This is a genomic window from Yersinia sp. 1652 StPb PI (assembly GCF_041538345.1).
Classification (GTDB): domain Bacteria; phylum Pseudomonadota; class Gammaproteobacteria; order Enterobacterales; family Enterobacteriaceae; genus Yersinia; species Yersinia enterocolitica_E.
Genome location: NZ_JAULSM010000001.1, coordinates 2,341,032 through 2,362,085, shown reverse-complemented (window position 1 = coordinate 2,362,085; position 21,054 = coordinate 2,341,032). Strand labels below are relative to the sequence as shown.

Here is a 21,054-nt window from a genome sequence, read left to right as displayed (position 1 = left end):
ATGCCAAAGAGATAAGGTTTTTATGCCAACTTTCAATGGCAACAGTTTTGTCTGAGTTGCAAGGGTAGCGTTATCTATTATGGTATCTTGCGGTGATTTGATTAAAGCACACCGTAAGTCTGGTTGGGGATAAAACAAGGCGAGTCATGGCTAAATGCGCAAAAATAGTGGGTTGGTTGTTATTAATCAGCGCAATTTCTCTGATGGCATTATGGAAAACCCTGCCACAGTGGTTACCCAAAGTGGCACATTATTGGTTACCTGTTGGGAGTCAGATAACGCTGGCTACGCCACCGGTATGGCGTGACGGCGCACTGCGTATCAAGCAATTGCGCTATTCGATACAAGACTGCACCCTCGCTAATATGAATCAATTGAGTGTCGGCTACCATCAGGGGCGCTGGCAACTTGCGGCCGGTAATGTTGCGTTGGATACCGCCTGTTTGAGTCAATTACCGACTAATGGCGACAGCGCACCACTGAATTTAGCTTACTGGCAACAGCAGTTATCGGTGCTGGATCTGGATATCAGTAATTTGCAGATTACGCCCTGGCAGCAATATGCCGGTAAACTGACCCTCACCTCGCCCGATAAGCTTAAATTGATTCAAGAGTTACGTTATCAAGGGCCGCAACTGAGCTTTGCCGCGACCCTTGATCAGGATCAACAACTGAGTTTGCATCAATTCTCTATTGCGGTTCCTGGTACCCCGCAGCCTTTCGAACTCAGTGGCAAAATAAAGATTCCTTTGTCACTGGATGATTGGCCGGAACAGGGTGAATTACAGGGGATGCTAACCACCGGTTATCTGTCTAAACCACTGCTTCTAAACTTGAGCTGGCAACAGCAGCAAGGTGTGCTGACGCTCACTGAGCGTGGCGATGATGTGCCGCTCGCACGGTTGCCATGGCGTGTTGCGGTAAACCAAATTCAGCTAGTTAACGGACAGTGGCAATGGCCATACGCGCAGCAACCATTAAGTGGCGGTATTAACCTGACGTTACATGACTGGGACCAAGGGTTGGATCAGACCTCAGTTGACGCGCGAATTAATGTGATTACCTCTGGGCAGAGCGGTAAGGGGAATGCCGTGTTGACCCTCGGGCCGGGTAATCTGAGCATGATAAACAGCGATTTAAAATTCCAACTCAGTGGTCAGGCTAATCTGGAGAAAATGGTGCTTAATGCCACCATTCCAGGGCTGCTCAGTGGTTCGGTGTTGAACCCAACGTGGGTGCTGCACCCAGGGGCGTTACTGCGCGCGCATGGCAATGTGACGCCTGAATTGCGGATAAGAGATGCTCGCTGGCCATTGGCTGGTGTCAAGGTCACGGCTGCCGGGGTTAGCGGGCGTCTACAAGCCATCGTTGATGCACAAGACAGCTATTGGGGAAATTTCAACCTGCATTTGGATGGTCAGGCGCAAGAGTTTTGGCCGGACAAAGGTTATTGGCAGTGGCGTTACTGGGGCAATGGTCACCTGCCGCCACTGGCTGCTCGCTGGGATATGGCGGGCAAGGGGAGTTGGCGCGATACATTAATCACCGTTGACCAGCTCTCGACTGGTTTTGATCGGTTGCAATATGGTCTGGTTAAGGTTGAGGCACCAAGACTGACATTGGTGAAGCCACTCACCTGGCAGCGCGATAACCATCACCCAGCCTTTATTGCCGGTTTTGCGTTAGGGGCGAAAAAAGTGTCGTTCAGCGACGGGGGCGGTTATCTACCTCCCGCTGAATTATCTTTGCAACTCAATGGTCGGGAACCAAACAGCTTTCTGTGGCAGGGGCAATTGCAGGCGCAGCCGATCGGGCCGATCCCACTGCGCGGCCGCTGGGATGGCGAGCGGTTACGGGGTGAGGGCTGGTGGCCGAAACAATCGTTAACCGTATTCCAGCCGCTTATCGCATCAGAATTAGGCATCAAACTGCGTGATGGAGAGCTGTATGCTCAGGCGGCCTTTTCGGCAGCCCGAGAACAAGGCTTTACCGCCGGTGGTCACTGGGTGGTGAACAATGGCGGGATGTGGCTGAAAGACGGCGAAATGAGCGGGTTAGATTTTGTTATGTCGTATCGCTTGCAGAATCACCACTGGCAGTTGGGCGCGAAAGACCCGGTGATGTTGCGTATCGCCTCAATAAGCAACTTGTTTGAAATGCAGAATATTACTGCTGATTTACAAGGTACTTATCCCTATTCTGATGATGCACCGTTAACTTTGAGTAACGTCGGTATGGACATTCTTAACGGCCATCTGAGTTTGTCCGCGTTACGCTTACCGCAACACGACGCCGCCGTGCTGAAATTAACTGCCATTGACTTGAGTGAGCTATTTACGGTGCTACAACCGAAACAGTTTGCGATGTCGGGGAAGGTCAACGGGGAATTGCCTCTTTATCTCAATAACCCACAGTGGTTGGTGCGTAATGGTTGGATTGCTAACGATGGCAGGGTGACATTGCGCCTCGATCAAGATCTGGCCAATTCAATCGGTGATAGTAACTTTGTCGCCGGTGCCGCGATTGATTGGTTACGCTATATGGAGATTTATCAATCTTATGCCAAAGTGGATCTGGATAATTTGGGGCAATTGACATTACGCTCGAAGATTCATGGTGTGAATACGCAAAAAAACTCAAAGCGTGAGATAGTATTGAATTATCAGCATCAGGAAAATGTGTTCCAACTCTGGCGTAGCCTGCGTTTTGGTGACAATTTACAAGAGTGGCTACAACAGACGCTTTCTTTACAACCAACAGTGATACCGGCGAGGACGAAGGAATGAAGATCTTGACAGGGGAACGTGTGGCAATAGCTTTGGGTGTTTTGATGCTCAGTGGCTGTTTACGCCTTGAGGTAGCGACACCGGAAAAACCGATCACTATCAATATGAACGTCAAGATTGAGCATGAAATCCAGATAAAAGTTGATAAAGATGTGGAAAACTTGCTTAAAAATCAATCCAATCTATTTTAAGGAGCCACGATGAAAAAGCAAAATTCAGGCTGGATTGGTGGCAGACTAAGGCTGATTCGAGTGATGTTGGGGTGGACGATATTGAGTGGCAGTTTGCTGTTCAGCGCCATGGCTTTCGCCCTGACAGTGGAACAGGCAAAGCAGCAAGGGCGGGTTGGCGAAACCCTAAGTGGTTATTTGGCTCCGGTCAAAAAAGATCCTGAGACACTGGCGTTGGTAGAGCAAATCAATATTGCCAGAACAGAGAAATATCAGGAAGTGGCGCAGAAAAACCATATTTCAACTGAAGATGTTGCCAAGCTGGCAGGGCAAAAGTTAGTTAACCGTGCGGCTGCCGGTGAATATGTGCGCGGTATTAATGGCCAGTGGATGCAGCGCTAATTGTTGCGATGATGGTATCAATGACGCTATGGAAAACGCCCGTCTCAGCACGGGCGTTTTTTATGTCTAAACTTCGGGTTGCTGAAATATTGATTTCGACGGTATTGGCCTCAGCTTAAAAATAACCCGCTAGCGCTCAGGGTGTAAACTGGCCGTAGCAGGATGCCCCGCGAGGCTATCGAGTGATTCTTTGCGATAATAGGTATCTGCATGCCCTGGTTGCTCAACTTTAACAATCAGGGTCAGCACAGCAGCAATCAGATACAGCGCAGTATAAACCCACACCACGCCAACAATATCGAAGAAAGGTAACACCAGCGAGGCAATCGCCGGGGCAACAAAGTTACTCAGACCCGCAGACAAGTTATAAATCGAGATGGCTGCACCTTTGTGTTCCGGTTCCAATACCGGGAATACCGCGGTCATCGGAACGAAAGCGGCTACGGTTATCCCCAACATTACTGCCGGGATCAGGGCCGCCCAGAAATTATGGCCGAAATGAACCGGAATATAGTAGAACGCCAGACTGGAAAGGGCACAACCGATACAGCCAAACCAACGCACCTGCCGCATCCAACCAATTTTTTCGCCCAAGATCCCCCACATAATATTGGTGAAAATTGTCACGAAGAAGAACACCGCCCAGATTTGCAGCCATTCAGACATGGTAAAACCAAGTCGGCCAACGAACAGGAGCGGCATAATAACGGCAAAACCAAATAATGACAGGGTGTTGATGATGCGGATTAAACAGGATAAGAAGATGTTTTTATTGGTAAACAGAATAGTGACGGCCCGAGACAACTCTTTGATTTTTTCTTTATTTGAGAGTGATGCTTTAGGGCTGGCAGTGCCAACATTGCGCAGTAATATCAACGCCATCATACCGCCGGCCATGACCCAGACAATGGCAAACCACAACGTACCGGTTTCACCCATCACCGGAATGGTAAAACTGGGCAAATAGCTCCCTATGACACCGATACCGACTGAATACATCGCCCAAAACCAACCCATGGCAGAAGAGAGTTGCTGTTTAGGGACGTTTTGGACAATTAACATAACAAATGAATAGATAAATAACGGATAGGCCAACCCACGAATACCATAGAACAGCAACATTAGTGGATAACTTTTAATGCCTAAACCGAATACCATAAATAAGCAGTGCATGACCACCCACAGCACAAAACCAATCCGCATGGCGCGTTGTGGCGTGATGATCTCTGCAACCACACCAGAGCTCCAGGCGGCAATGGCAGCAGCTAGGCCATAGAGTGTAAACACAAAGGCTGATTGTGCCGGAGAAAAGCCCATATCAGTAATATGTTTGGATAAGAAGGCCATTTCAAATCCATCGCCGCTCATAAAAATGGCAATGGCAATGTAACCCCAGAACAAATTCATTGGCAAACCAAACCAGTGGGTAGGTTTTTTTTGCATAGTAAGTTCCTCTGGCGCTTGAGCGCCGGCTGGTTGAGTTGCTGGTAGGAGCAACGGTTATAGGGACAGAGAAAAAGGGCGATAGGCTCGCCCGGGCTTGTTATATCTTTATTTTTTAGATGGTTATTGCGGCAGTTGTTGGCGTAACTGCCGCTGCTGTTGATAGAGCAGTCGATAGCGTTCAAGGCGGGCAAACAAGGCATCTTGCCGGTTAACATCAGGGATGAAGCGTTGGTCGATTTGTGGTTTGCTGCACACCTCCTGCTCATCACCGCCGCTGGCGAGCCACCCTAAACGTGCGGCACCTAAAGCCCCACCAGCCTCCCCACCGCTGTGGGTGACAATTGGCAGGTTAAGGGTGTCAGCCATCAATTGCCCCCACCACACACTGCGTGCACCACCACCAATCAAGGAGGATTGGCTCAGTTGGGTACCGGCCTGCTGTAACACCGCCAGGCCATCAGCAATACCGAAAGTCACCCCCTCCAGCACGGCATATCCCAGCGCCGCACGGTCTGTCGCATGAGTCATGCCATGAAACGCGCCGGTTGCCAGCGGATCGTTATGGGGGGTGCGTTCGCCTGAAAGGTAAGGCAGGAAAACTGGTGCCAGCCGCTGCTCTGACCGACTGAGTTGCGCCACCTCGGATAGAAGGGTGGTTTCATTGGTTCCCAGCAGTTGGCACAACCAGCGCAGGGCGCTGGCTGCGGTCAGCATGACACTCATCTGATGCCAGCGATGCGGCAAAGCATGGCAAAAGGCATGAACGGCAGATTGTGGATTGGGCCGGTAGCAATCATTAACGGCAAACAATACACCGGACGTGCCCAGAGAGATGAAGCCATCACCAGGATTGATGGCACCAATCCCAACGGCACTGGCTGCGTTATCGCCACCACCGCCAGCAATAATCACTTTATCGGCTAAGCCCCACTCGCGCGCAATATCTGCTTTCAGGTAACCACTGGGTTCATTACCTTCAATCAAACGCGGCATCATATCGCGGGATAATCCGCAGGCAGCCAGGAGAGAGTCCGACCAGTCGCGCCTGGCGACATCCAACCATAACGTTCCGGCGGCATCAGACATATCACTGACCTTATCGCCACTCATCATCCAGCGCAGATAATCTTTAGGTAGCAGTACCGTCGCCAGTTGTGCGAACACCTCCGGCTCATGGCGAGCAACCCACAGCAGTTTCGGTGCAGTAAAGCCTGGCATCGCCAGATTTCCGGCAATCTGATGTAACTGTGGGGCATTGCGGGTCAACTCATCACACTCTTCGGCACAGCGCGCATCATTCCACAAAATAGCCGGTCGCAAGATACGATCCTCGCGGCTCAACAGCACCGCGCCATGCATTTGACCGGAAAGGCCAATCGCGAGGATCTCACCCCAGCGCTGGGGTATTTTATGGCGCAGGCGGCCAATAACCCGTTGTGTCGCCTGCCACCAGTCAGTGGGATTTTGCTCCGACCATAAAGGATGTGGGCGCTGCACGGTCAAGGGTTCGCCTTCACTGGCCAGAATCTGGCCCCGGTCATCAATCACCATGGCTTTAATTTCTGACGTCCCTAAATCAAGTCCAAGATACATAGCAATTCCTTGTCGATGATTAACGGTTAGCAACGAGCCAGGTATTTACCCGGTCAATCGATTGGCGCAGCAGCTGTTCAAACTGGCTGTCACTGGCTAGTGGCCCAAATAGCTTGCTGTCGCGAGCGAACAGACCTACCGGATCAGCTGATTGGAACATGGCATGGACGGCGGCGGCGTCCAGTATTCCGTCCTGGTATTCATACGGCAGGGTGTCCTGATGCCAACTTTCCATAAATACGAAGAATAATGCGGGTAGTATCGCGGTTGCTGCTGGGGTATCACCTCGTTGGTAGCACTCCATCAATGTAGGCGTAATAAATCCGGGAATTTTGGAAAAGCCATCTGCCGCCACCCGTTGGTTGGTGTCACGAATATACGGATTACTGAAACGGTCCAGCACCACATCACGGTAATTGGCAAGATCCAGTGGGCTTGGCGACAGTGATGGGATGACATCCTGAGTCACATAGTCATAGGCCATCTGGCGAATAGCGTCAGTCTGGGTACTTTCATGAATGTAACTTTGCCCAAGCAAGGTGCCAGCCCAGGCAATACAACTGTGACTGGCATTGAGGATGCGGATTTTTGCCTCTTCATACGGCAGAACTGATTCCACCATCTCTACACCCACATTCTCCAATGCTGGGCGTCCGGCAATAAAATCGTCCTCAATAACCCACTGGATGAATGATTCCCCCATAACCGGTGCCAGATCAGCGAAACCGGTTTGTTCCAGCACCCGTGGTGCGATGTCATCAGCGGGGCGCGGGGTAATGCGGTCAACCATGGTATTGGGACTACGGGTTTGACTTGTCACCCAACTGAGCAAGCTTTGCTGGTCGCGAAGTGCGAGGAACTCAAGCAGGCAATGGCGGAAACGCTCACCGTTATGACGCAAATTATCGCAGTTCAGCAAGGTCACTGGCCCGTTCTGCATCTGTTGGCGTTGCAGCAAGATACGGCTGATAGCACCGTATATTGTGCGGCAATCACCTTTGAGGTCAGCCTGGATATCCGCATTATCCTGTTGCAGGTTAAATTGGTTATCCAGGTAGTAACCGCCCTCGGTCACGGTAAAGGAGATAACGCGCGTTTCTGGCAGGCTACCTTGTGCTACCAATTGGCTCAGTTCTTTATCCCAAGGGATGATTTTGCGGATTGATGTGATTTTTTCATATTGACGCTCCCCCCCTGGTGTCACGGTTTCCAAGGTGTATTCGCCGTTTTGGGCTTGTAATGCATTGAGCAACGGGGTCGTGTCATCCCGAATATTAGCCAGAGCAATAGACCAACGATTATCGCCTATGGCCCGTAACCGGTGTAGATACCAGGCTTGGTGAGCACGGTGGAAGGAGCCTGCACCAATGTGCAACCACACTGCATGGGGGGTATTTAGAAAACTGTTCATAAATTATCTCCACAATCACGGTAAGTGTTGGCGTTATAATTTGAGCATAAGCTCTAACGTGGGGCATTTGCTCCGATGGCGTTAGGGTAATGTAACTTTTGCCCGAAAGGTGGGCTTTGGCTCACATAACCGTAAGTAGAGATAAAAATCTGTCAAATAGAGGCGTAAGATAATGACCATGGTGGTTTCACCCCCTATCTCTATTTCAAACAATATTGCGCAGATAACTCATGCAGAAGAGTGATAAGAAGCTGGATCAAGCGGCCAGAGCGGCCTGGATGTATTACGTTGCCGGGCAGACGCAACATGAAATTGCTGATGCCCTGGGGGTTTCGCGTCAGGTGGCCCAGCGGCTGGTGGCGTGTGCTATTGATAACGGGCTGGTCAGTGTCAGCATTGCTCACCCGGTTGGCCGCTGTATGGCGCTGGCCGAACAGGTGCAAAAGCAGTATGGCTTGCATCAGTGTCAGGTGGTCCCCAGCTTGGGGATGGACAGCGCGGGTATCCAACGAGCCATTGCTGTGGTGGGGGCTGAAGTGATGTCGCAATTTCTGCGTCAAGAACAGCCACTGGTCATTGGTGTCGGCTCTGGTCGCAGTTTGAAAGCCGCCATTGATGAGTTACCTGATTTCGAACGTCCTCAGCACAGTTGTGTCTCACTTATCGGCGCTATTGCTGCTGATGGTTCCTGTACACGTTATGACGTCCCGCTGTGGATGGCCGAGAAAACACAAGGACGCTACTTTATTTTGCCCGCCCCTTTGTTTGCTGACAGCGCGGCGGATCGTGACCTGTGGTGTAATCACCGGATTTACCGCACTGTCACTGAGAAAGCAGCTCAGGCTGATGTTACGTTTATCGGTATTGGCTCAATGGGGTATCATTGTCCATTGCATAAAGATGGCTTTATTTCTGCACAAGATGTCGATGTGCTCATGGCCGCGAATGTTGTGGCAGAAATGCTGGGTAATTTCATTGATAGCGATGGTCAGCGCGTCGCCTATGAATTGGATCAGCGTTTAACCAGTGCCAGCTTACGTATTCAGCCAGAAAAACCGGTGATTGCTATCGCAGGTGGTAAGGAGAAACATCAGGCTATTAAAGCGGCGCTCAGGGGGCATTGGGTGAATGGTTTGGTTACGGATGAAGAGAGTGCGATGGCGTTACTGGCATAATCACAGAGAAAAAAGCGCGCCGAAAGGCGCGCAATTAACCAATGACACTACTGGGTAACACGAGGGTAATACAAGGTCATTTTCAGTCGCGCATTGACGGAGACACCCACTTCTGCGCGAAAGTTATCAATTAAGCACTGACAACCTGAGCCAGTAACTGTTTGGCATCAGCTTGTGCTTTGGTCGCCACTTCAGGACCATAAGCAATGCCTTCTGCAAACACAAATTCAACATCGGTAATGCCGATAAAGCCCAGGAACAGACGCAAGTAAGGCACCACCAGATCAGTTGGGGTATCTTTATGAATGCCTCCACGGCTGGTCAGAATAATGGCACGTTTGCCAGTTACCAAGCCTTCTGGACCTTTTTCTGTGTAGCGGAAAGTCACGCCAGCACGGGCAATCAGGTCAAAATAGTTTTTCAACTGCGTCGGGATATTGAAGTTGTACATTGGTGCGGCCATAACTATCACGTCATTGGCTTGCAGTTCAGCAATCAGCTCATCAGACAGTGCCAAAGCCTCTTGTTGGCGCGGTGTTAGCGCGGCATCTGAAGGGCGCAGAGCACCCACCAGTTCACCATCTAACACAGGAACCGGTTGAGCGGCCAAGTCACGTACAGTGATTTCGTCGTCAGCATGGGCTGCTTGCCATTGTTCGACAAAAAAGTCAGCTAATTGGTTGGATTGTGAATAAGTTGCCAGAATGCTTGATTTCAGGACCAGTACTTTGCTCATCGTAATTCCTTAACAGGTAACAGAGACTTAGGCGGTTCGCCCTTTCAATGAGATACACTTTATTAATATTTTTCTATTAGTGATAGCGCAATATTTTGCGTTCTTTGTTCGATTTAATTGAATGATGATAATCAGATAGGAAATTTCCGCCGGGTTACAGCGTAATCCGAGGCTGTGTTACCATATCGGGTAAGGGTTTATCTAATAAAAGCTATGGGTCACTCATCTATTTGGCGTCGAAAATGGGTGTATTGGCAGGTTAAAAATTGATACCGATTAATAAAAAATATCGGCCAATCAAACTCATAGCATAAAATCATTGGGCTGATACCGTAGGTTGCAGCCGCATCGTAACAAGGAACACAGAACGTGAAATCTTCGCTCGCAGCATTATCCACCCAACTCGGTGAGTTGATGCTCCGTGACCAACAACGCCTGCGGCGTCGGCTGCAAGGCGCACGAAAAATTAATAATCCACAGGCCGTAGAGGCGATTAGCCTCGAGCTTGAGGCTGATATAGCAACCGCCATGCAGCGGGTTATTCGTCGTCGAGCTGCTTGTCCGGCGATAACTTATCCTGAAAACTTGCCAGTCAGCCAGAAAAAGCAAGATATCTACCATGCTATTCGTGACCATCAGGTGGTGATCGTCGCCGGTGAAACCGGTTCCGGTAAAACCACCCAGTTGCCGAAAATTTGCCTGGAGCTGGGGCGGGGCGTGCAAGGGGTGATCGGCCATACTCAACCACGTCGTCTGGCTGCGCGCACCGTCGCAAACCGTATTGCGGATGAACTGGATACCTCCCTGGGCGGTTGTGTCGGTTATAAAGTGCGTTTTAACGATCAAGTGGGTGAAAACACGCTGGTTAAGTTGATGACCGACGGGATTTTGTTGGCTGAAATTCAGCAAGATCGTCTGTTGATGCAATATGACACGTTGATTATCGATGAAGCCCATGAACGTAGCCTGAACATTGATTTCATCTTGGGCTATTTGCGTGAATTATTACCCAAACGCCCAGATCTAAAAGTGATTATCACTTCGGCGACCATTGATCCGCAGCGTTTCTCCCAGCATTTCAATAATGCCCCTATTATCGAGGTTTCTGGCCGCACCTATCCGGTCGAAGTACGTTATCGCCCTATTGTGGATGATGCCGATGATGTTGAACGTGACCAACTACAGGCTATTTTTGATGCGGTTGATGAGTTAGGCCATGAAAGCCCTGGCGATATTCTGATCTTTATGAGTGGTGAGCGTGAGATTCGTGATACCGCTGATGCATTGATGAAGCAAAATCTGCCTCATACGGAAGTGCTACCACTCTATGCCCGCTTATCAAACAGTGAGCAGAATAGGGTGTTCCAGTCGCATCATGGGCGGCGCATTGTATTGGCGACCAACGTGGCCGAAACCTCGCTCACCGTACCTGGGATTAAGTACGTGATTGACCCCGGTACAGCTCGCATCAGCCGTTATAGCTTCCGTACTAAGGTGCAGCGGTTGCCTATCGAGCCGGTGTCTCAGGCGTCAGCTAATCAGCGTAAAGGCCGTTGTGGCCGTGTGTCAGACGGTATCTGTATCCGTCTTTATTCTGAGCAGGACTTTCTCTCTCGCCCAGAGTTTACTGACCCGGAAATTCTACGAACCAACCTGGCCTCCGTCATTTTGCAAATGACCTCACTCGGTCTGGGTGATATTGCGGCATTCCCGTTTGTGGAAGCCCCCGATAAACGCAATATCCAAGATGGTGTTCGGTTACTGGAAGAACTGGGTGCGATACAAACTGCCGATAATGGTCATCAACAACTGACCCCGCTGGGGCGGCAATTAGCGCAATTGCCCGTCGACCCTCGTCTGGCACGGATGGTGCTGGAAGCACAGAAAAGTGGCAGTGTCCGCGAATTGATGATCATTACCTCGGCGTTGTCGATTCAGGACCCGCGTGAACGGCCAATGGATAAGCAGCAGGCTTCTGATGAAAAACATCGTCGCTTTGCGGATAAGGATTCTGATTTCCTGGCATTTGTTAACTTATGGGATTACCTGAAAGAGCAGCAAAAAGAGTTGTCATCAGCGCAGTTCCGTAAACTGTGCCGCAGTGACTTTCTCAACTATCTGCGGGTGCGCGAATGGCAGGATATCTACACGCAACTGCGCCAGGTGGTGAAAGAACTGGGTATTCCGGTGAATAGTGTTGCAGCCGACTACCGTAGCGTGCATACCGCGATATTGACCGGTTTGTTATCTCATATCGGCCAAAAAGATGTTGAAAAGCAAGAGTATACCGGTGCTCGTAACGCAAGGTTTGCTATCTTCCCCGGTTCCGGCTTATTTAAAAAACCGCCGAAATGGAGCATGGTGGCTGAGCTGGTCGAAACCAGTCGCTTATGGGGCCGCATTGCTGCCCGCATCGAGCCGGAATGGATCGAACCTTTGGCGCAGCATTTGGTGAAACACCATTATAGTGATCCGCATTGGGAGAAAGCACAGGGTGCGGTGATGGCCAGTGAGAAAGTCACCCTATTCGGTTTACCCATAGTTGCTGAGCGCAAAATCAATTACGGCCCGATTGACCCACCGCTATGCCGTGAGCTGTTTATTCGTCATGGCTTGGTGGAGGGGGATTGGCAAACGCGTCACGCTTTTTTCCGTGCCAATCTCAAACTATTGGCTGAAGTTGAAGAGTTGGAGCACAAATCACGTCGGCGCGATATTCTGGTGGATGATGAGACACTGTTTAACTTCTATGACCAGCGAATTGGTCGCGAGGTTATTTCAGCCCGTCATTTTGATAGCTGGTGGAAGAAAACCAGCCAGACACAGCCAGAGTTATTGAACTTTGAAAAAACCATGCTTATCAAAGATGGCGCGAACAAAGTTAACCCGCTCGACTATCCCAACTTTTGGTATCAGGGTTCGCTTAAGTTACGGCTTTCCTACCAATTTGAACCCGGTACTGACGCTGATGGGGTAACCGTACATATTCCGTTGCCCATCCTTAATCAGATCCAAGAGCAGGGTTTTGATTGGCAGATACCGGGGATTCGGCGTGAATTAGTGATTGCACTGATCAAGTCTTTGCCTAAACCGGTGCGGCGCAATTTTGTCCCCGCGCCCAATTATGCTGAGGCGTTTCTGGCTCGCGTTACCCCGATGGAGGTGGGGCTGCTCGATGCATTAGAGCGTGAACTGCGGCGCATGACGGGTGTGACAGTGTCACGTGATAGTTGGCAATGGGACCAAGTGCCAGATCATCTTAAAATAACCTTCCGTGTGCTCGATGATAAAAATCGTATTTTGCGTGAAGGTAAAGACCTTGCTGCCTTGAAGCTACAGTTACAAGAGAAAGTGCAGGAAACATTGTCCGCCGTTGCCGACGATGGTATTGAACAAACTGACTTACATATCTGGAGTTTCGGTGATCTACCGCTGTGCTATGAGCAGCGTCGTGGTGGCTATGAAGTCAAGGCATACCCGGCACTGGTGGATGAAAAAGACAGTGTCGCTATTCGCTTGTTTGATACAGAATCTCAGCAACAACAAGCTATGTGGCAGGGGACAAGACGTTTACTATTATTGAATATCCCATCCCCTATAAAGTATTTACATGAGAAATTGCCGAACAAATCCAAGCTCGGGCTCTATTTCAATCCTTATGGCAAAGTGTTGGACCTGATTGATGACTGCATAGCTTGTGGTGTGGATAAGTTAGTTGCGCAGTATGGTGGCCCCGCATGGCAAGAGGCGGAGTTCGCTCGACTACAGGAAAAGGTTCGTGCTGAACTGAATGACACGGTGGTTGAGATTGCCAAGCAAGTTGAACAAATTCTGACGACGGTATTCAGTATTAATAAGCGACTGAAAGGCCGGATAGATATCTCAATGGCATTGGCTCTCTCTGATATTAAAGCCCAGCTAGGGGGGCTTATTTATCGTGGTTTCGTGACCAATAATGGTTGGAAACGTCTGCCGGATACACTGCGTTATCTGCAAGCGATTGAGCGCCGATTGGAAAAGCTGGCTATGGACCCGCATCGTGATCGTGCCCAAATGCTACGCGTAGAACACGTGCAACAGATGTGGCAGCAATGGCTGCATAAATTGCCGCCAAAACGCCAGCAAGATGAAGAAGTTAAAGAAGTTCGCTGGATGATTGAAGAACTGCGTGTGAGCTTATTTGCTCAGCAATTGGGGACAGCTTACCCTATTTCTGACAAGCGTATTCTGCAAACTATCGAACAGCTTTCTGCCTGATTAGCGATTAATATCACTCCGCGTTCTAAGTATCATTGATTTAGGCGCGGAGTCTCTTACTGACTAAATTCCTTCCTAATATACCGCTATAAAATTCACTATCTTTATGATTCATCTATTTTTATCTGCATGTCAACTATGTAATAGATGAAACTTGCTGATGTTGATGCGAAGCCTCTCGAGAATTGTAAATTAACTGGGCTGCATGGCCGCGGCGTTATTGCCTCCTTTCTTGAACTCCCGCTATATAGATACTGACAAATCAGACCATTGGGTTAAAGTTTGTCTGCTTTAGGGTCACCATATTTGATTACCTATGGTGAGTTTGATAGAGTTTTTCCAGCGCAGGGATTGCTTATGTATCAAATTTGTTTGTTGAGGTTGGCACAGCGCGAGTTGTTTAAATTACCTGTAGGCATTCAGGCGGCTCTGATTAAAGCTATGGATGAGTTAGAGGCTTATGGTCATGAGTTGCGGGAGCCAGAGGTGCGGGATATTGGGCGCGGGCTAAAGGAGTTGCGGGTTAGTGCTAGAGAGGGGGGCGGGCGTGGTTTTTTCTTTTACCACCTGGGTCGGCAGGTTTACATCATTCATATCTTACAAAAGAAGACGCAAAAGACCCCAAGACGAACACTGATGTTGGCTTATCAGCGGATGAAGGAAATCAAACGGAGATTGCAACCATGAAAAAACAAGATGACTTTGACATTATTTCTTTTGCTGAGATTAAAGCAGATGCTTTAAATCATCCTCAGGTCAAAGAAGCTTACACAGACTTGCAGATTCGCGACGCCATGATGACTGAGCTGAAAGCTGCCCGTCAGCAATGTAATTTAACACAAGAGGAAGTGGCGCAACGAGCAGGGCTGAAAAAACAAAATATCAGTCGTATGGAGAAAGGTATCATTTCTCCCAACCTCACCACGTTGAGCCGTTACGCAGCAGCATTAGGTGGGACTTTTGTTTTCAAATTCAACCAAAAGCCCCATTGTGTCAGTAAGAAATAGGGGATATCCCTCACTCTGTGTATCACTGAATAAAGTGGTCACTTTGCTGCATTTTTAGCGAGCGTTTTTAACCGTTCTCTAATCGCCGTTACCGCCAGGGCGCGGTTATCCGCAAGATAGCGGTCTTTGGCGGCCGGTGCAGAACTTTGAATCGCAATTAAAGACCACGCGTCGCCATTTTTTAGTAATAGTGGGGAACCACTGTCACCTGGCAAGGTATCGCATTGGTGTGAGAGTACGCCCTGTTGTGCCCAACCGGTAACCAGACAGTCTTCATGGCTGTATAAAGTTTCAAGATGATCAAGGGGATAACCCGCTTGAGTTATCTTACGATTAACCAATTTAAGCGCTTGTGTCAGCTCACTTGAGGTTCCATCCCAAAGCGGTAACGGCTTAATCGGGATAGGCTTTGTGTTAGTTAACCGAATAAGTGCAAAATCATAAGCGGCGGCGGCGGGTGGAACTATCCAACCATCGCCATCAGGTTTAAGTTTTTTACCTAATTTGGCATCAACCAGCGTTTCCAGTCGGGTAATCTGGTACTTCCAATGACCATCATGAGACATAAAACGTAAGGCAACCGCGCGATCAATTTTCCCCGGTGGGGTAAGAACGCAATGGCCTGCGGTGAGCGCCAGACGAGGGGAGATTAACGTTGCTGTGCAAAGGTTGCCACTGGTTGTTTCAACTTGCCCGATGGCTTGCCACGGCCACTCCGTACTGTTTGTTATCGCTGTACGGTCATCTTTCCCGAAGAACAACGTGGTTTGATCCGCAATGCTGCTTTCGTCATCCGGCTTGTCAGTGGGGGGAAGGGCTAAAGCCATAGAGATGGAAAGTGGCAACAGACTCAATAGCAATAATGAAGATAAACGCATAAATAATTAGCCTTGCCTTTATTTACTGACCAAAGGTTATCCATTAACACACCTGAGACCTGCTGATTAGACGGCTAATCACAGCTCCACTAGCGCTAACTATAGACATAATAAGTTGTGTCATATGTTGTCAGTAATTGATTTTTCGATAATTTTAGAGCGCTATCGGCCGTTGGTACTATAAATAAAAGAATAATGTGATCAGACCGCAAATAACTAATATGGCTAAAGTGATTTCAAATAAATAATGGCGCAGCATTATCAGCACTCCTAATAAAAAACACCCGGTAAACCGGGTGTCGAGTGAATCGCTGTTGCAGGTCAATCGTGAGAGCCTGTTGTGGCTTTCACAAGTTAAATGCTGCCGCTATTTGGTCACTGGCACTGCGGTTGGAGCAGACTTACTGTGTGTCGCTTTTTTATGGTGTTTTTTGGCCGCCTGTGCTTTTTGCACCGGGGCTGCTTTATCCATTTTTTTCATCGAATCAGTTTTTTTAGCTTTCTTGTGGTGCATGGTTTTAGCCGGTGCATTATGAGCTACTGGTGCTGTAACAACGGGTGCCGCCGGTGGTGCAACGGTGTCGGCGGCTATTGCTATAGATGATACACCCAAGGTTGCAGCAACAATCAGAGCTAATACTGTTTTCATAATTTATTCCTCAGTGTTCTGTTTGTATATCGGCCCCGTTGGGTCGTTATAAAGAGAGTAGAGGAAATATATACTGGCTTCCGTGAGTCATTGGTTTCGGCTTGTAACCGATTGTACAACGGTAATAAACCAGATAAATAACCAACTAAACCACTTATTTTAGTTACAACATACAGCAAGCGTTTTAATAAACTTATCGTCTTATGTAACATCAACGTCGCTTGATAGTGGGATGTAATTTGAGTTATGCAGGGAGAGGGGCGCCCAACCCTAATGAGAGGTTAGGCGCAGACCAACACGCAATAAATTACAAATAGCGCCGCTCTAAATGTTGGCGGAAGTAGCGAGGGTTAAGTGTTTCACCGGTAGCCTTGGTCATTAATTCTGCGGTTGAGTAACGGCTGCCATGCTGCCAGATATTCTGTTGTAACCAGGTGAATAGGGCGCTGAGATCGCCACTAGCGATACTCTTATCCAGCCCCGGAATAGCATCACGGGCAGTTTGGAACAGTTGCGCTGCATACATTGCACCCAATGTATACGTTGGGAAATAGCCAAAAGCACCATCGGTCCAATGGATATCTTGCATACATCCATTACGGTAATTACCCTCAGTATTAATACCGAGGTATTGCTGCATTTTCTCATTCCACAGCATAGGGATATCATCTACTTCGATTTCACCACTGATCAACGCTTTTTCGATTTCATAACGCAATATAACATGGGCAGGATAGCTCACTTCATCGGCATCAACTCGAATAAAACCCGTTTTAACCCGTTGATTGAGAGCTATGAAGTTCTGTTGCGCAAAAGCGGGTTGATCGCCAAATTGGTTTGCTACCAGTGGGCGGATCACTTGTAAGAATTCATTACTACGTGCTAATTGCATCTCAAACAGTAAGCTTTGGGACTCATGGATGGCGGTTGACCGTGCATGGGAAATGGGTTGCCCTAACCATTCACGTGGTAGATTTTGCTCATAACGGGCATGGCCTGTTTCATGCACAATACCCATTAATGAACTGAGAAATTCTTGTTCGTTATAACGAGTTGTAATGCGTACGTCTTGAGGAACACCACCGCAGAACGGATGTACACTGACATCGACCCGCCCGCCGTCAAAGTCAAAACCGAGTACTTTCATCACTTGTAACCCAAGCTGACGCTGTTTTTCCACGTCAAAAGGGCCCTGTGGTATCAGGCAGTTTTCATTGGCTTGTTTAGCCGTCACTTTTTGTAATAGGTCAGGTAGCCATTGCTTAAGATCACCAAATATACGGTCTAAATCGGCACTGTTAGTCCCTGGTTCATAGAGATTAAGTAATGCGTCATAACCCGAGATACCAGCCGCCTGAGAACGTATCGAGGCTTCTTCACGGCTGAGTTTGACCACTTCCCGCAAGTTTTTTGCAAAACCATGCCAATCATTAGCGATACGCTGTTGCCGCCATGCATGCTCACATCGCGCACCTGCCAGTGATTTAGCTTCTACCAGTGCTTCTGGCAGCAGGACTGCATTGTCATAATGGCGACGCATTTCGCATAAATTTGCCTGCGCAATATCATCAAGCGTTTCTTGCTCAGCTTGTTTTAACCATTCACCAACCTGGTTGGCCGTTAATATCTGGTGTTGTAAGACATTTAGCTCCGCCATCGCTTCTGAGCGGGCAAGATTACCTTTCGCTGGCATCATAGTCTGCATATCCCATCCGGCAATAGCCGACAGGTGTTCGAAACGTGCAAGACGGGTAAAGGTTGTACGCAGGTGGTGGTAAGCGGTGGTCATAAAACACTCCAAAGTAAAAGTTAGTGCTTAATCTTGATCAACGGACAGTGAGTAAAGGCTTTTTACCGGCCAACAGAACCGGAAACTGGCACCGCCTAATGAACTGGCATCGACGGAGATACTGCCCTGATAAGCCAGTGCGATGGAGTGAACAATCGCCAAGCCCAGGCCACAGCCTCCTGTTGCCCGGTCGCGACTGGGATCGAGGCGAACAAAAGGCTCAAAAACGCGTGCGCGCTCTTCCAAAGGGATACCAGGCCCATCATCTTCAACTTGCAAGCAGGCGTTGTCACCATCAAACCATAATCCGATACGTAGTCGTTGAGTGGAATAGCGTAGCGCGTTATTAACCAGATTATCTAATACACGCTCCATCAGACGCAGGTCAACAGCACCAAAGTCACCGCGATGGGGGATATCGAGTTCGATTTCCCGATCACTATGGATTAAGCGCATATCCACGACTTTTGCTGTTAACCAGGCGGGTAGGTCGATGGGTTCCAGATTAAGGGAAACCTGCGGGCGGTCCAATCGAGCGTAGGTCAGTAACTCATCAATCAGTGCTTCTAACTGGCCAATATCATGATTTAAAGCCAATTGTTCACTTTCTGTCAGGTTGTCACTCATCGCTAAACGATAACGTAAACGCACGAGCGGTGTGCGGAGTTCATGAGCAATACCATCAATGAGTAATTTCTTGCTAACAATCAGAGTATTGATATTGTCAGCCATTTGATTAAACGCCACGCCTAAGCGGTTTAAACTGGACGTAGGATCAAAATGGGTTCGCTCGTCAAGATAGCCAGCCCCCAGTCGCTGAGCCGCATTCTCCAGTTTCAGGAGGTCTTTCCAGTGCGGGCGCATCCACAAGAATACTGGCAGCGCTAAGGACATACCAATCAGGATTAATAAGGCCAAGTCGAGCAGGCGCATTTGATGCAAATAAAATAAATAGGGGACTGGGCCGACAGCAAGAACGTAGTGACTGCGTGGGATACGTTGCAGGAAAGTATATTCATCATCTAACGCAATAATTTCACCGGCACGCAGGCGTTTATTCAAACGCTCGCCGAGATCTCGTTTATCGAGAGGTTCTATATGCAACTGAAAGGAAAGATTTAAATCCAGTGTAGCAATGGTTTTATTCCAATCCTTCAGGGGAATTTCTCGCAATTCACTGCGCATCAACGAAAGTGAACTTTTCATCAGGTCATCTAATGACTGCCGGCCAGCACGCTCTGCGGTGACTTTGTAAACCAAACCGACCAGCATCGCCATCACCATAAAACAGACGAACAGCAATAAGAAAAACTGAATAAATAGCTTCCTCATTGTTGCACGGACTCCCAGGCATTGGGGGCGAATAAATAGCCTTTATTACGCACGGTTTTGATGCGAAATGGCTCGAAAGCATTGTCATAGAGTTTGCGCCGCAAACGCGAGATGGCAACGTCTATACTGCGGTCCATGCCGTCGTAGCTGACTCCGCGTAAATTTTTCAGTAGCGCTTCACGGTCCATTATTATTCCTGCATGGGTAGCTAACTCCCATAACAAATCAAAATCAGACGTGGATAATGTTATCTCTTCATCATTAAGATTAACTTGGCGGTTTACCGGATCGATACAGAGTAAGCCGAAATGAATCGCATTATGACCGGTAAATGGCGGACTAATGATCTCTTTGCTTTGTTGCTGATTATGCTGGCGAAGATGTAGCCGTAGGCGTGCTAGCAGTACTGCGGGTGGTGTGGTTTTGAGAATATAGTCATTTGCGCCCATTTCAAGCGACAGAATATGGTTCATATCACTGTCAAGCGAGGTCAGAAGCACAATCGGCCCCTCATAAACCGGCCGCAAATCACGACATAGCGTCATGCCATCTTTTCCTGGCAACATGATATCAAGCAATACCAAGTCCGGTTGTTGTTGTTCAATCACCTCCTGGGCAGTATCGCCACGGGGTTCTACAAACACATCAATGTCATGCTTACCCAGATAGGCCGCAATCAATTTTCCGACTTCCGGGTCGTCTTCCACAAAAACAATTTTGGTCATGTTTTTCAGTTTATAAAGGTGCCAGAATTCAGCATAGCGCGCAGTTGACAGCAATACTATGCATGTTATTTATTCCGCTTATCATTAATGCTGATGAGTGATTGCTAGACAACAGGCAAATCATTTCATTATATTAATAAAAGTGATTATATCGTCATCTCTATTTTGTTGCGCCTATCGTTTATATATCAATACTTACGATTAATGAATAGCTGTATCGATCAGCTGAGGACTGAGGGATGAGTGGCGAACACATTGGTGCGCCAGCGCACAGTGAAAAGGTTTGTTTCAATTACACGGAATTTTTAGCCGCATCATGCAAAAAACGGTGGAGTTTTATCGATGCGATTTATGGTGTTATGCCGATATTTGGCATGGTAGTAAAATCGCAGACTGAATCGGAAAAAACACCGCAAGAGCGGCTTAACGCATTGGCCTTACAGGTATTATCTACCCAGCTTAATGACCAAACCAATATTGTTCGCTTGATTCGGCTAGCCGAACAACAGGGCATTACGGTGTTGGATATCCAGTTGCCTTACCCTTTGGAGACTGCTCAACTCGGCGAGATTAAACAAAAATTGCCGGAATCGATAAAATTAAGCCAGCAGGGGGAGTGTTTATCGGTGGATTTGGCGGGGGCAACTAATCATTAGTTAACAGACGATACTCAAACGGGCAAACTGAGGTAACGCGGT

17 protein-coding genes are annotated in these 21,054 nt (G+C 48.5%); 8 read left to right on the top strand and 9 right to left on the bottom strand.

The window, feature by feature from the left end; all coding sequences use genetic code 11:
- Positions 1 to 146: 146 nt before the first annotated feature.
- From Q2T71_RS10840 to Q2T71_RS10830, 3 genes are read left to right on the top strand one after another with little or no spacing between them, the layout of a single operon-like run.
- On the top strand, positions 147 to 2,786 hold the full coding sequence (locus Q2T71_RS10840) for a YdbH family protein (protein ID WP_372559082.1): 2,640 nt from the start codon (positions 147 to 149) through the stop codon (positions 2,784 to 2,786).
- Entirely contained in the window at positions 2,783 to 2,977 is a 195-nt protein-coding gene (locus Q2T71_RS10835) for a YnbE family lipoprotein (protein WP_372559081.1), read from the top strand. The genes Q2T71_RS10840 and Q2T71_RS10835 overlap by 4 nt, the downstream gene beginning before the upstream one ends.
- A 9-nt stretch (positions 2,978 to 2,986) precedes the next feature.
- Positions 2,987 to 3,358: a YdbL family protein gene (locus Q2T71_RS10830; RefSeq protein WP_083158786.1), complete on the top strand. Its 372-nt coding sequence runs from the start codon at positions 2,987 to 2,989 to the stop codon at positions 3,356 to 3,358.
- A gap of 129 nt (positions 3,359 to 3,487) precedes the next feature.
- Here Q2T71_RS10830 and Q2T71_RS10825 read toward each other — a convergent pair whose 3' ends face one another.
- The 3 genes from Q2T71_RS10825 to dalD all read right to left on the bottom strand — a co-directional run bounded on the left by Q2T71_RS10825 (position 3,488) and on the right by dalD (position 7,808).
- Positions 3,488 to 4,801, bottom strand: a complete 1,314-nt coding sequence (locus tag Q2T71_RS10825) for an MFS transporter (RefSeq protein ID WP_372559080.1) — start codon at positions 4,799 to 4,801, stop codon at positions 3,488 to 3,490.
- A 123-nt stretch (positions 4,802 to 4,924) separates the two neighbouring features.
- Positions 4,925 to 6,397 carry a xylulokinase gene (xylB, locus tag Q2T71_RS10820; protein ID WP_372559079.1) on the bottom strand — a complete coding sequence of 491 codons (1,473 nt, stop codon included), beginning with the start codon at positions 6,395 to 6,397 and terminating at the stop codon, positions 4,925 to 4,927.
- A gap of 19 nt (positions 6,398 to 6,416) precedes the next feature.
- Positions 6,417 to 7,808 (bottom strand): D-arabinitol 4-dehydrogenase, encoded by a 1,392-nt coding sequence (gene dalD / locus Q2T71_RS10815; RefSeq protein ID WP_372559078.1) that lies wholly within the window; start codon positions 7,806 to 7,808, stop codon positions 6,417 to 6,419.
- Between the two features lie 230 nt (positions 7,809 to 8,038).
- Here dalD and Q2T71_RS10810 point away from each other — a divergent pair, with 230 nt between their 5' ends.
- Positions 8,039 to 8,983, top strand: a complete 945-nt coding sequence (locus Q2T71_RS10810) for a sugar-binding transcriptional regulator (RefSeq protein WP_372559077.1) — start codon at positions 8,039 to 8,041, stop codon at positions 8,981 to 8,983.
- 130 nt (positions 8,984 to 9,113) lie between these two features.
- On the opposite strand, the gene azoR is transcribed toward Q2T71_RS10810, so the two are convergent.
- Positions 9,114 to 9,719 (bottom strand): FMN-dependent NADH-azoreductase, encoded by a 606-nt coding sequence (gene azoR, locus Q2T71_RS10805; RefSeq protein WP_083158789.1) that lies wholly within the window; start codon positions 9,717 to 9,719, stop codon positions 9,114 to 9,116.
- Positions 9,720 to 10,088: 369 nt separating this feature from the next.
- On the opposite strand from azoR, the gene hrpA reads away from it, so the two are divergent.
- From hrpA to Q2T71_RS10790, 3 genes are all read left to right on the top strand, one after another.
- On the top strand, positions 10,089 to 13,976 hold the full coding sequence (gene hrpA, locus Q2T71_RS10800) for an ATP-dependent RNA helicase HrpA (RefSeq protein WP_372559076.1): 3,888 nt from the start codon (positions 10,089 to 10,091) through the stop codon (positions 13,974 to 13,976).
- 357 nt (positions 13,977 to 14,333) lie between these two features.
- The gene (locus Q2T71_RS10795; protein ID WP_372559075.1) at positions 14,334 to 14,663 is read left to right on the top strand and encodes a type II toxin-antitoxin system RelE/ParE family toxin; all 330 of its coding nucleotides are present in this window, start codon (positions 14,334 to 14,336) and stop codon (positions 14,661 to 14,663) included.
- Positions 14,660 to 14,983: a helix-turn-helix domain-containing protein gene (locus Q2T71_RS10790; protein WP_372559074.1), complete on the top strand. Its 324-nt coding sequence runs from the start codon at positions 14,660 to 14,662 to the stop codon at positions 14,981 to 14,983. The genes Q2T71_RS10795 and Q2T71_RS10790 overlap by 4 nt, the downstream gene beginning before the upstream one ends.
- A gap of 38 nt (positions 14,984 to 15,021) precedes the next feature.
- On the opposite strand, the gene Q2T71_RS10785 is transcribed toward Q2T71_RS10790, so the two are convergent.
- From Q2T71_RS10785 to rstA, 5 genes are all read right to left on the bottom strand, one after another.
- A complete protein-coding gene (locus Q2T71_RS10785) occupies positions 15,022 to 15,861 on the bottom strand; it encodes a serine protease (RefSeq protein WP_372559073.1) in 840 nt (279 codons plus the stop codon).
- A gap of 367 nt (positions 15,862 to 16,228) precedes the next feature.
- Positions 16,229 to 16,510 (bottom strand): acid resistance repetitive basic protein Asr, encoded by a 282-nt coding sequence (asr, locus tag Q2T71_RS10780; protein ID WP_372559072.1) that lies wholly within the window; start codon positions 16,508 to 16,510, stop codon positions 16,229 to 16,231.
- 307 nt (positions 16,511 to 16,817) lie between these two features.
- The gene (locus Q2T71_RS10775; RefSeq protein ID WP_372559071.1) at positions 16,818 to 18,299 is read right to left on the bottom strand and encodes a carboxypeptidase M32; all 1,482 of its coding nucleotides are present in this window, start codon (positions 18,297 to 18,299) and stop codon (positions 16,818 to 16,820) included.
- Positions 18,300 to 18,326: 27 nt separating this feature from the next.
- On the bottom strand, positions 18,327 to 19,631 hold the full coding sequence (rstB, locus tag Q2T71_RS10770) for a two-component system sensor histidine kinase RstB (protein WP_372559070.1): 1,305 nt from the start codon (positions 19,629 to 19,631) through the stop codon (positions 18,327 to 18,329).
- Positions 19,628 to 20,356, bottom strand: a complete 729-nt coding sequence (rstA, locus tag Q2T71_RS10765; protein ID WP_372559069.1) for a two-component system response regulator RstA — start codon at positions 20,354 to 20,356, stop codon at positions 19,628 to 19,630. The genes rstB and rstA overlap by 4 nt, the downstream gene beginning before the upstream one ends.
- A gap of 239 nt (positions 20,357 to 20,595) precedes the next feature.
- Between rstA and Q2T71_RS10760 the strand changes: the two genes are divergently transcribed.
- The gene (locus tag Q2T71_RS10760; protein ID WP_372559068.1) at positions 20,596 to 21,012 is read left to right on the top strand and encodes a hypothetical protein; all 417 of its coding nucleotides are present in this window, start codon (positions 20,596 to 20,598) and stop codon (positions 21,010 to 21,012) included.
- The last annotated feature ends 42 nt before the right edge of the window (positions 21,013 to 21,054 follow it).

What these genes read in the sequence shown, in the direction of transcription:
- Q2T71_RS10775 (WP_372559071.1), bottom strand. Translation starts at nt 18,299, where the DNA reads ATGACCACCGCTTACCACCACCTGCGTACAACCTTTACCCGTCTTGCA.
- Q2T71_RS10835 (WP_372559081.1), top strand. Translation starts at nt 2,783, where the DNA reads ATGAAGATCTTGACAGGGGAACGTGTGGCAATAGCTTTGGGTGTTTTG.
- Q2T71_RS10785 (WP_372559073.1), bottom strand. Translation starts at nt 15,861, where the DNA reads ATGCGTTTATCTTCATTATTGCTATTGAGTCTGTTGCCACTTTCCATC.
- dalD (WP_372559078.1), bottom strand. Translation starts at nt 7,808, where the DNA reads ATGAACAGTTTTCTAAATACCCCCCATGCAGTGTGGTTGCACATTGGT.
- Q2T71_RS10810 (WP_372559077.1), top strand. Translation starts at nt 8,039, where the DNA reads ATGCAGAAGAGTGATAAGAAGCTGGATCAAGCGGCCAGAGCGGCCTGG.
- Q2T71_RS10795 (WP_372559075.1), top strand. Translation starts at nt 14,334, where the DNA reads ATGTATCAAATTTGTTTGTTGAGGTTGGCACAGCGCGAGTTGTTTAAA.
- Q2T71_RS10830 (WP_083158786.1), top strand. Translation starts at nt 2,987, where the DNA reads ATGAAAAAGCAAAATTCAGGCTGGATTGGTGGCAGACTAAGGCTGATT.
- Q2T71_RS10840 (WP_372559082.1), top strand. Translation starts at nt 147, where the DNA reads ATGGCTAAATGCGCAAAAATAGTGGGTTGGTTGTTATTAATCAGCGCA.
- asr (WP_372559072.1), bottom strand. Translation starts at nt 16,510, where the DNA reads ATGAAAACAGTATTAGCTCTGATTGTTGCTGCAACCTTGGGTGTATCA.
- Q2T71_RS10825 (WP_372559080.1), bottom strand. Translation starts at nt 4,801, where the DNA reads ATGCAAAAAAAACCTACCCACTGGTTTGGTTTGCCAATGAATTTGTTC.
- xylB (WP_372559079.1), bottom strand. Translation starts at nt 6,397, where the DNA reads ATGTATCTTGGACTTGATTTAGGGACGTCAGAAATTAAAGCCATGGTG.
- Q2T71_RS10760 (WP_372559068.1), top strand. Translation starts at nt 20,596, where the DNA reads ATGAGTGGCGAACACATTGGTGCGCCAGCGCACAGTGAAAAGGTTTGT.
- rstA (WP_372559069.1), bottom strand. Translation starts at nt 20,356, where the DNA reads ATGACCAAAATTGTTTTTGTGGAAGACGACCCGGAAGTCGGAAAATTG.
- Q2T71_RS10790 (WP_372559074.1), top strand. Translation starts at nt 14,660, where the DNA reads ATGAAAAAACAAGATGACTTTGACATTATTTCTTTTGCTGAGATTAAA.
- rstB (WP_372559070.1), bottom strand. Translation starts at nt 19,631, where the DNA reads ATGAGGAAGCTATTTATTCAGTTTTTCTTATTGCTGTTCGTCTGTTTT.
- azoR (WP_083158789.1), bottom strand. Translation starts at nt 9,719, where the DNA reads ATGAGCAAAGTACTGGTCCTGAAATCAAGCATTCTGGCAACTTATTCA.